The organism is Methanobrevibacter sp., from assembly GCF_045539575.1.
In the GTDB taxonomy this organism is placed as follows: domain Archaea; phylum Methanobacteriota; class Methanobacteria; order Methanobacteriales; family Methanobacteriaceae; genus Methanocatella.
The window spans coordinates 23,058-31,754 of record NZ_JAZQFM010000031.1; the positions used below are offsets into that span (position 1 = coordinate 23,058).

Here is an 8,697-nt window from a genome sequence, read left to right on the forward strand (position 1 = left end):
ATTAATATTTTTTAATAATGTTGAAATTATTATTTTCGAAATCCTGCATTACACGACAGATTGACTTTGAAACTTCAGAGTCAATGTATGTATTGCTTTTTCCAAGTTCAATGGATTTTGCAAAGGCAACCAGTTCATATCTTATTCCTTCACCATCCAATTGATAGAAATACTTTCTGTTGTCTTCCTGATTTTCATATCTTAGCTCAAAGTAATCAGTTTTCCACCATGGTGCAGGAACATATGCGTAACCTTCAGAACCTGAAATTATAAGTTCCCCTTCTGATTTTACCTGGTTTGCAACTTTTATTGATGCAACAGCATTGTCATATTGGAAATCAATTTTAGTAAACAAGTCAAAATTAGCCTTATCATCCAAAAGCAATGAATTGATTGTCATGTCGTTATAGTCAACGCCTAAAATCTGAAATATAGGCAGGAGCGCAGTTGGAGCCCATGAAGTAATACTGTTCCATGAATTGTCATCAAACTCCCTTAAACTGGTACATGTTGCGTCCACGGAATAGATATCTCCAATATTTCCTCCCTTAAGCAAAAGCAATAATCTGTTATATGCTGTTGAATAGGCTGTCTTAATGGAATCCATTAAAATCAAATCTTTCTCATTGGCCAATTGTTCAAGTTCCACATATTGGGATTCATCCAATGCTATCGGAGACTCGCACAGCACATGTTTTCCTTCAGTTAATGCTTTTTTAATGTGCTCATAGTGTTTTGAAGGATGTGATATGATAAATACGGCATCAACCATATCCAACAAATCTTCATAACTGTTGGTTAAAAACAGGAAATCATTTTCATAAACCTCTTTTTCAGAGTCATTGCTTACAAAAATCGCATTGACATTGATTCCGTTGACATACTGGGATTCGTCATAGAATTTTTTCAATACGTTACCTTCACCGACTAAACCCAGATTAATGCTTCTGTTTTTGGATCTGATATCTGAACTTGAAACTCCTTCTGTTCTTTCCAAATATACTACATCACAGTAATCATTAAGATAATCAAAGTGACCTACCCAGTCGGAACCTACGGTGAAAATATCCACGTCATACCTTTTGATGTCATCTATTTTTTGGCCTTCATATTCCTCGATGATAATCTCATCTGCCAGTCCTGTTGCTCTAACTGATTCTATTCTTTCCATCAATGACTGTTTAACGTTGATTTTACCTCTTTGCTTGTCAAAATCATCGGCAGTTACACCTACAATGAGATAATCTCCCAATTCTTTTGCTCTTTCAAGAAGCCTTTGATGGCCGTAATGGAATAAATCATAAGTTCCATAGGTTATTACTTTAATCATTTTAGTATTCCTCTTTTTTCTAAATCATGCAATGCGTCAATAAGCTTGTCGTTATCTTCAATTGTTAAGTCCCCGATGTGGCCTACTCTAAACATCTTATCTGCAACTTGCCCGCCACTCGGATTTACCCAGATGGAATATTCTTTTTTTAAGGTGTCTACGATTTCAGATGCAGATGAGTTGGTGTAAACACTGGTAACTGCATTTCCCAGATTTTTGCATTTTATCTCAAAAGGCAAATCACTGATTCTTGAGCGGAAGTCCTCTGCTAAATTGGAGATTCTTTTGATTTCCGCTTCAACTCCGCCTTGAGCCTTGATTTCTTTCAATCTTGCATTAATCTGAAGTAGAATAGTTACCGCAGGAGTGAAAGGAGTTTGGCCTCTCTCACCGTTTTTAAGTGCATCCTTAAGGTCGAAATACATTGATTTGGATTGGTTGTTTTCAACTCTTTCCAGCGCATTTTCATCCAATACGATTATTGAAACTCCCGGAGGGCATGCCAGAGCTTTTTGTGAACCGGTTATCAGTGTGTTGATATTCTGTTCTTTCATGTTAATCGGATCTGCAAGAAAAGAGCTTATTGCATCCACGACTAAAAATATATCATTCTCATTGCAAAAATCACTGATTAAATCCAAATCGTAGTGAACTCCGGAACTGGTTTCACAGATATTAACTAAAAAGCCTGTAAATCCCTTATCGGAGTATTGATTTAAAATATCCTGTGTCAAGTCCTGGCCGAAATCAAGTTTGATGTCTTCAAATGGAATGTTGTGCAAATCACACAAATCAACAAAACGCTGACCGAATCCTCCACCATTAACTACCAAAACCTTGTCTTCGGTAGAAAACACATTCATTACAGTAGCTTCCATTGCGGCAGTTCCTGAACCTGTGATGAAAACAACTCTTGAATTTTCATCCGCATAAACGAATTCCCTCATTAGTTTTTCATTTTCAAACATCACTTGGGAAAATTCGTCATTTCTGAAATATGGAGTTTGCTCGCCTCCGATTTTTCTTACCTCGTCACTGCTCATTACCGGACCTACTGTAAAATTTAACATTATATATCACACCTATTCAATTACGAAGAATTTATAGTGGGTTTCACTATGGTCGCTTAAATCTTTGAAAATATCATCTGAAATTACGTTATTGTAATTTAAACCTTTGAATAATTCCATATATTCGTCTTCAGTTCTGTAAATTGCATTATAATCTGCTTCCAGACCTTCAGAATAGAAATCTTTAAGGGTCAATCTTGATTCAATATGGGAAACAGGTTCCATTATGAATAATTTTTTATCATCAGCACCTACACGGTTCAATTCTTCGAAAACGAGTTTTATATCTTCATCGTTAATGTACATTAAAACTCCGCTGAAAATAATAACATCAAATGGAGGCTCAATCAATAGAGCATCCTCGTCGATATCTGTAGCGGACATGACCTGGAACTTGCAGTTATCATAGTCATAAGTTTCTTCAGCTATTTTAATCAAATCTTCAGTATAGTCAATACCGAGGTAGGATTCGCATTTATCATGCAATGCTTCAACCCAACGTCCGATTCCGCATCCGACTTCAAGAACTTTCTTGCCGGTTACGTCAATGTGCTCATGCAACAATTTTTTCTCTTCGATATGTCTTTGTTCTGAGTTTTCCTTATCCTGGAATAAAACGATGGATAAATCACTTTCCAACTCACGATTAGCCCTATCTGCAAAAAAGTTTTTAACCTTTTCAGAATTAATATCTTCATTGTCACCGTATAATCTTGACATTTTAACACCTTTGATAATATAATATTTATTTAATTAGTGGGAAAACCAATCAAATAGATTATATAATTATTTAATCATATATTATATTTGAACAAACCATTTATTAAATATTTATATAATAAAAAATTCTTGAAAATCGTATAACAAGCATTATTCATTGAAAAAAAATAATATAAATATATTAAATCTGCAATACAAATTATCATTATTATTTATTAAGGGATTAAAAAACAAAGGAAACCTAACATGTTGAAAGAAAAAAGATATGATGAAAAAACATTGAAACATTTACAGCAAGTCGAGATGAAAATTTTAAAATATTTCATTGAGGTTTGTGAAAAGCACGACTTGACATATTTCATGTATGCCGGAAGCTTACTTGGCGTAATCAGACATGAAGGATTCATCCCATGGGATGACGACATTGACGTGATTATGTTTAGAGAAGACTTTGAAAAATTAAATAAGATCTTTGAAAAGGAACTGGATGATGAATACAGATTTTTCAATGTTTTAAACGAAGAGACATACCACTATACCTGGGGAAGATTAACACTTAAAGGAACTGCATTTGAGGAATGGTGGGCAGATCAGGTTGAATACACCCCGAACATATTTATTGACATCTTTATCTTAGACAATATCCCTAAAAACAAATTTAAAAAGTTTATTCACAAATGGAAATCCTTTGCACTTAATCAGATGGTATTGTATTCAATACTCAAATTTGAAAACGAATCAAAAATAAAAGAGATAATACAAAAAACAATTTATTACGTGCTTAAAATAATTCCTATATCCACAAATACCATTAAAAGGAAATGCGTGGAATCATTCTCCAAATACCAAAATGAAGAATGTGATGAAGTCTGTGATTTTCCTTCAGAAAACCAGATGCAGATGTCATTTAGAAAAGATTGGCTACCTCTTAAAAAAGGAAAATTTGAAGATATTGAAGTTACTATTCCAAACAACTATGACAAAATACTGAGAATGGACTTCAACGAATATATGGAGCTGCCTCCTGAAGAGTCAAGATTCAATCCTGCTCCGAACAATATCGATTTCGGCAAATATTAAATATAAAGGCGATTAAATGGCTAAAAATAAAAAAAACATATGTTTAGTGACCACAGTGTATTCCTTTTTCCTATATCTGATGATCAATGGATATAATGAGGATGATATCTATATATTTACTGCATGGTTTCCAAAGGAAATTTCAAAAAACGTGAAACACATCCAAATGCCTGCAGTAATTTTTAGAGGTAAAAAATTCGCCGAATTAAATTCAATTTCAGGAATTTACAAGAATATTGTGGGATTTTTCAAATATTTCTACGGTTATCTTAAACTAAGACTTCTATTGTTTATAAAAACATTTAACTGCGACGTTGAAGTCTACGGACACGCTCAAACACCATTTTCATATATGTTTTTTGAAAATGAAAACTCAAACATCATTGAAGACGGAATGGAGAATTACACTGCAAGGATATGTGAAACCCATAAGATCAATCCGATTGTCGACTTTATTCTGCATGTTTGCGGAATTTATTTCCTAAATCAATGCGAATGCTATGGAAGTCATAAGAATATCAAAAATGTTTATTTAACCAATGAACACAACAATCCGCTAATAAAAGACAAAGTTCAAATAATAAACATCAAAGAGCGTTGGAATAATTTATCTAAAAGCGAACAGGAAAAACTGCTGGAAATATTCAACGTTAATATTGAAGGAATTGATTTTAATGAAAAAACCGCTCTTTTATTGACACAGCCCTTGTCTGAAAGTACTTCAATAAATATAACCGAAGAAGAAGAGCTAAATATCTATAAAGAAATCATGGACAAATTCAGCGATTACCAAATAATCCTTAAACCTCACCCAAGAGACACAAAGGATTTTAAAAAGCTATTTCCAGATGTAAAAATTATAGACGGCAGTTTTCCGGTTGAAATTATGACAATGATCAATATTTATCCAACCGTTGTCTGTTCTGTTGTCACAACCGCATTATACAACTTTGAAAAAAGTAAAATTTATGTCTATGACGGAAAATTAAATGACGAACGCATTAGCAATGCTCGAGAAGAGCTAATAAAAATTATTAAAGAGAAAAATTTAGATTTGATTAACTAATATCTTAGTTATCTCTTAAATTATTTTTTTAATTTTAATAAAAATCTTAAAATCATGGAATAAATGTAAGTTAAAGTATAATGTCCGCTACGAGCTAATTTAAACCACAATGAATAGATTTTACTTTTTATAGTTGGGTTTGAAACCTTAGCACATCCGGAATAATCCTTAATTATGGACATTCTCTCTTCTTTTGATAAGTCTGAAACTACAATATCATAAGCCAGTTCATCAAAGAACAGTGTACAATACCTGTTAAAAAACTTCTTTGAATTGGCGTGATTATCCGCTAATTTTTTTAACTCAAAAAAGGCAATGAATACATTATGTAAAAATGATGCGCTTAATGTTACTGAGATTGATTGGCCAGTCACTCTATAAAAATAATGGTTATATAAACTTAAATTTGTTAAAAACAATATTTTAGGGTTTAAATAATAACACTGGTGCATGAAATAAACATCTTCAGGCAAGTTTTCCAAACATTTAATATCATTTTCTAACAAAAACTTACGTTTATAAATTTTACCACATTGCTCCACCATAATAAGTATTTGGTGAAAATAAAATATCTGGATTTTCTAAAACATTTACTTCAACAAAATTAGGAATAGTCTCTATTGAGACAGGTTTATCATCAATATCATATATTTTATTTGTTTTTGAACAGATAATCATGTTTACGTCTGTTTCTAAAATCTTGTTGAATAATATTTCACAGGCTTCCGGAACATATTCATCGTCATTATCCAAAAACATGATATAATCGGCTGTTGCATGTTTAATTCCAATATTTCTAGGTTTTCCGGCACTGCCGGAGTTTGAATCTAAAAATATATATTTTACATTATCGTATTCGCTTGCATAATCTAAAATAAGTTGTCGTGTATTATCTGTAGATAAATCATCAACAAGCAAAACTTCAATATTTTCAAAACCAAAAGTTTGATTTAATAAAGAGTCCATCGCTCTTTTAAATCATCTTCAACATTAAATGTAGGAATAATCATTGAAATTTTATAATCAGACATTAATACACCACAATACAATATATATTTACTCTAATTCTTCTAAAACTTTTATAATTTCATCTTTAGATAATTGTCCGATTTCAGAAGAGTCATAAATGAAATTAGGATGATTTTCAACAAATTCTTTCCTGATAATAAATAAATCCTTAGTTTCTTCAGCGTATAAAATCTCATCAGGAGTCATTAGCTCTTCATGCAGTTTTTCTCCAATACGCTTTCCGATGATTTCAACTTTAATGTCTTCAGCATTGAAACCATATTTAGGAGCATAATATTCAACCATAGCTTCAGCAAGGTCAGTTACTTTAACGGAAGGCATTTTTAAAATAAATATTTCTCCACCTTCAGAAATACTGCCCGCATCCAAAATCAATTTAGCAGCCTCATGAATGTGCATGATAAAACGGGTCATGGCCTCGTCAGTAATTGTTAGCGGACCGCCATTTTTGATTTGTTTTTTAAATACTGGAATTACTGATCCTCTTGAATTTAAAACATTACCAAACCTTACACATGCAAATTTGGTTCCATCTGCTCCGCTGTATGCATTAGATGAAATCATAAGTCTTTCAGCAAGCAATTTTGTTGCTCCCATAACATTAACAGGGTTAACGGCTTTATCAGTACTGATTAAGATTACTTTTTCCACTTCACATGAAATAGCTGCATCAATAATATTCTGTGTTCCACCGACATTTGTTTTAACAGCATCCATCGGATTGTATTCGCATAAAGGAACATGCTTGTAAGCTGCAGCATGGAAAATAATATCTATGTCTTTAAAGGCTCTTTCCAGTCTTTTTAAATCGCGAATATCACCAACAAAGGTTCTAATCTTTGAAGAGTTTAAATCTTGTTCCAAATCAAATAATGCTGTTTCATTGTTATCGAATACTCTTACGACATCAACATCATATTTTAACAGTTCTGCAACAATTTTTCTACCAATGGAACCAGAACCACCAGTGACAAGAACTTTTTTTCCTTTATAAAAATCATCTAACATAAAAATCACCTATTTATAGAATTTTCCAATAGTATCAGCCATATAATCCATTTGCTCAGTTGTTAATGTAGGAAACATAGGAAGAGTAATTGTTTTTTCATGCATTTTCTCAGTAACAGGCAATACATCATCATATTTTAATCCGTTTTTATAAAATTCAGATTTGTGAACAGGATCAAAGTAAATTTTAGATGATATTCCATTATCTGACAAGTAATCTATTAATTCATCTCTTTTGTTTGCTAAAACTGAGAATAATTGATAAACATGATTATATCCTTGCGGAACTTCAGGAATAGTTATTTCATCTGTTTCTTCCAATATTCTTTTAGCGAGATATTCAACATTATTTTTTCTCATTTCAATAATCTTATCTGCCTTTTTAATTTGTGAAATTCCTAAAGTCGCAGTTAGATTTGACATTCTCCAGTTAAAACCAAGTTCAATATAATCAAATAAACCTACAGTTGAGAAATAGTCTCCACTTTCCAGTCTTCCGTGGGACCTGATTAATTTTAATTTTTCATAGATTTCATCGGAATCTGTGACAACCGCTCCACCTTCACCGGTTGTTATAATCTTATTTTGACAGAAACTTAAAATATTTGAATCACCGAAAGTACCAATATTTTTTCCATCAACAGAAGCGCCAAATGCTTCTGCAGCGTCCTCAATTAGCACTAAATCGTTATCTTCAGCAATGTCCTTTAACTCTTTAATTTTACATGGGCATCCACCATAGTGAACCGGAATAATAGCTTTGGTATTATCTGTAATTTTTTCTTCAACCAATTCAGGATTTAATCCGAAGGTCTCTTCTTCAATATCTGCAAAAACGGGTTTTGCCCCTACAAACAATGGAGAATTGACAGTTGCAATAAATGTGAATGACGGAACTATAACCTCATCACCTTTTCCAATTCCATGAGCAAGTAAAGCGGCATGTAAAGCAGAAGTCCCTGAATTAAATGTTATCGCATGTTTTGTCCCAATATAATCTGCAATCATGTCTTCAAATTCAGTAACCTTTGAACCTACAGCCCAAAATTTACCGGAAGCAATTTGTTCTGAAACTAGTTTAACATCTTCTTCATCATTATAAATCTCAAATAATGGGACATTCATCTTATCTACCTACTTAAATAAATAATATACTTAAAAATAATCCATTATAATATATTATAAATAAAAATATGTTTTTTAAATATTAAATAATTTTTTATTTAACATAAAATCAAAATCCAATTAAATTTAATGATAAATATGAATTATGGGAGTATTTTACTAACACCCGGAATTTTACGTAAAACATTAACTATCACTACACACATAACTATTACAACAAATGGACATAATAAACGAAAACTAATAGAGGTAATATCAATATTGAATAG

Annotated in this window: 9 protein-coding genes; 2 read left to right on the forward strand and 7 right to left on the reverse strand. The window is 32.1% G+C overall.

The annotated features are described in order from the left end of the window. Window position 1 precedes the first annotated feature (1 nt). The 3 genes from ACKI30_RS04375 to ACKI30_RS04385 are packed head-to-tail and all read right to left on the reverse strand — an operon-like array spanning window position 2 to window position 3,120. Window positions 2–1,330, reverse strand: coding sequence for a Gfo/Idh/MocA family oxidoreductase (locus ACKI30_RS04375; protein ID WP_407410212.1), 1,329 nt, complete (start codon window positions 1,328–1,330; stop codon window positions 2–4). Beyond that, a complete protein-coding gene (locus ACKI30_RS04380) occupies window positions 1,327–2,400 on the reverse strand; it encodes a pyridoxal-phosphate-dependent aminotransferase family protein (RefSeq protein ID WP_407410214.1) in 1,074 nt (357 codons plus the stop codon). Before ACKI30_RS04380 ends, ACKI30_RS04375 begins: the two co-directional genes overlap by 4 nt. A gap of 12 nt (window positions 2,401–2,412) precedes the next feature. After that, window positions 2,413–3,120: a methyltransferase domain-containing protein gene (locus tag ACKI30_RS04385; protein WP_407410216.1), complete on the reverse strand. Its 708-nt coding sequence runs from the start codon at window positions 3,118–3,120 to the stop codon at window positions 2,413–2,415. A gap of 246 nt (window positions 3,121–3,366) precedes the next feature. Here ACKI30_RS04385 and ACKI30_RS04390 point away from each other — a divergent pair, with 246 nt between their 5' ends. Both ACKI30_RS04390 and ACKI30_RS04395 read left to right on the forward strand, forming a co-directional pair. Further along, entirely contained in the window at window positions 3,367–4,200 is an 834-nt protein-coding gene (locus ACKI30_RS04390) for a phosphorylcholine transferase LicD (protein ID WP_407410218.1), read from the forward strand. 16 nt (window positions 4,201–4,216) lie between these two features. Further along, window positions 4,217–5,266, forward strand: a complete 1,050-nt coding sequence (locus ACKI30_RS04395; RefSeq protein ID WP_407410220.1) for a polysialyltransferase family glycosyltransferase — start codon at window positions 4,217–4,219, stop codon at window positions 5,264–5,266. 20 nt (window positions 5,267–5,286) lie between these two features. On the opposite strand, the gene ACKI30_RS04400 is transcribed toward ACKI30_RS04395, so the two are convergent. The 4 genes from ACKI30_RS04400 to ACKI30_RS04415 all read right to left on the reverse strand — a co-directional run bounded on the left by ACKI30_RS04400 (window position 5,287) and on the right by ACKI30_RS04415 (window position 8,428). After that, a complete protein-coding gene (locus ACKI30_RS04400) occupies window positions 5,287–5,640 on the reverse strand; it encodes a hypothetical protein (protein WP_407410222.1) in 354 nt (117 codons plus the stop codon). 151 nt (window positions 5,641–5,791) lie between these two features. Further along, the gene (locus ACKI30_RS04405) at window positions 5,792–6,232 is read right to left on the reverse strand and encodes a glycosyltransferase family 2 protein (protein WP_407410224.1); all 441 of its coding nucleotides are present in this window, start codon (window positions 6,230–6,232) and stop codon (window positions 5,792–5,794) included. Between the two features lie 90 nt (window positions 6,233–6,322). Next, a complete protein-coding gene (locus ACKI30_RS04410; RefSeq protein ID WP_407410226.1) occupies window positions 6,323–7,303 on the reverse strand; it encodes a UDP-N-acetylglucosamine 4,6-dehydratase family protein in 981 nt (326 codons plus the stop codon). 9 nt (window positions 7,304–7,312) lie between these two features. Beyond that, on the reverse strand, window positions 7,313–8,428 hold the full coding sequence (locus ACKI30_RS04415) for a DegT/DnrJ/EryC1/StrS family aminotransferase (protein ID WP_407410227.1): 1,116 nt from the start codon (window positions 8,426–8,428) through the stop codon (window positions 7,313–7,315). Between the last annotated feature and the right edge of the window lie 269 nt (window positions 8,429–8,697).